We start from the raw sequence: 2258 nt of genomic DNA on the forward strand, positions 1-2258 counted from the left end.
GTTCCAATTTGATAAACTTCTGCCACAGGTTCTTTGGATACACTACCGTCTGGTTGACGAACTCCTTCTTGTCCTTGAGTTAGAAGAACACGCTCTCCCGCTTCCAACTCTTCATTCGCTTGATACTGAGTTTCAAATGGAATCGTCGATTCATTACCAACTCCGCGCTTAACAACACGTGAAACCGGATCTGTGATTTTCTCAGTTGGCTGATTCGGTGTTACAGTACCTGTCTTTTCATCGAGACTATACGTGGTCGTAACAACTTTTTGACCTTCTTTTCCTTCCGTCACAACAACTTCAGGATCACTAGCCTTCATAGATGGATCATCTTGATAAACAGTTTCAAATGGAATTGCGGAAGTTTCTACCTTAGGCTTCGTTCCTACTTGATAAACTTCTGCTACAGGTTCCTTGGATACACTACCGTTTGGTTGACGAACTCCTTCCTGTCCTTTAGATACAAGAACTCGTTCTCCCGCCTCCAACTCTTCGTTCGCTTGATAGCGAGTTTCGAATGGAATCGTCGATTCATTACCAACTCCACGCTTAACAACACGTGAAACCGGATCTGTGATTTTCTCAGTTGGCTGATTCGGTGTTACAGTACCTGTCTTTTCATCGAGACTATAGGTAGTCGTAACAACTTTTTGACCTTCTTTTCCTTCCGTCACAACAACTTCAGGATCACTAGCCTTCATAGATGGATCATCTTGATAAACAGTTTCAAATGGAATTGCGGAAGTTTCTACCTTAGGCTTCGTTCCTACTTTTATTTGCTTCGATACTGGTTGACGAACAACAACTGGTTCGCCTCGAGTCTCAACTGTCTCTCCTTGGGCATTCTTCGAACTGGTTATAGTAACCGTCTGTTCTCCGTTCACACCCTCACGAACCACAAGATCTTTTCCAACTTCTTGACTCTCATCTGCTTGGTATTCAGTTGTAAATGGGATCTCTTCTGTAATCGTTTGATTCCTACTTTTGTATACTTTAAAGGCTTTTCCATCTAATCCAACATTACCACTAATCAAATTTCGAATCGGATCCTTACGTTCAGATGGATCAACTACCTTATTATAAGTTGGAGAAAGAGCAGTCGCAAAATCAATTGCAAAATAACCCCAAAAATCATCACGATTTGGCCAAGGACTTACCTTAGAAGTAAACTCCAATGTGTTTTCTTGACCAATATTTGCCTTTACAGACGGAGAATAATATTTCGTCGTATCATCTCGCTTAGAGGGAACTCCAGTAATCGTTTGACCATTAAACAATACTGTCTTAGGCATCTCATAGGTTGCAGTTCCAGCAATACTAATCCCAACAGGAGCAGAAGTAGCTCGTCCACTTACTCGAGTTGGAAGGTATTTAGCAACCCAGCGAACAAGGTATTTACCGTCAGGTTCAGGTCCATTTTCAGATACATAGCCATCAAAAGAAATGAGTCGAGCTCCAACATCTGCATTATCGGCTGTTTTGTATTGCTTCTGATTTGCTAATTGAAAAATTCTTACCTCGCCTTCCCGGGCTCCAGTTGCTCTTAAAGAAGAACGGAGACGGCTAGCTTGCTCGACTTTTTCTGACTTCTTATCCAAGTCTTGAACAGCAGCTCTATTATTGAAATCTGGAGCTGTCACATCAGAAATTGTCTCTCCCTTTACAATAGGATGAGAAGGCGTTTCCTGCTTCGCTTCAAATACACTATCAAGATTTGCCGTAAATGCTGGAACATTTGCTTGCTCCATCGCTTTATTTTCGGATTCTACTATAGCTGGAGCTGGTATTTCTGTTTCCTGAACTTTCAACTCAGAGGCTTCTGAGGTTAATCGATTAAGTTCTGTTAACTTCGATTCCGCAACAGAACTTTCTCCCATCTCCGACTTCACATCTGCAACTTCGGAAACTGCTTCTACTGTAACAGTTTCTTTAACAGGATTCGACTCTAAAACAGCTGGTCCTACATAGGTTTCATTCGCTGATTCTTCTACCAGGTTCACTTCTGTAGATGACTCTAAAGAAACATTAGCTACACTTTCCTTTGTCTCAATCTGTTCATCAGCAGATACACTTGCAGTAGCACCATTCGCAAATACAGTTGCAAGCAATACAGAAGCAGCACCTAGCTTATATTTCCGAATCGAAAATCTTTGTCTAGCATCTCCTCTATCCAATTCCTGTCTCCTTTAGTTCTATTTTTAATAATTTCTATATGCATTATACGTACAGAAATCTCATCCTAATTATAACACATAGAC

At 41.1% G+C, this 2258-nt stretch carries 1 protein-coding gene; it reads right to left on the minus strand.

The features are described from left to right. The coding region (locus tag E5983_RS08920) for a G5 domain-containing protein (RefSeq protein WP_160333480.1) at positions 1-2174 on the minus strand (2174 nt) is incomplete at its 3' end. Positions 2175-2258 lie beyond the last annotated feature (84 nt).

It is taken from the genome of Streptococcus danieliae (genome assembly GCF_009767945.1).
Classification (GTDB): Bacteria; Bacillota; Bacilli; order Lactobacillales; family Streptococcaceae; genus Streptococcus; species Streptococcus danieliae.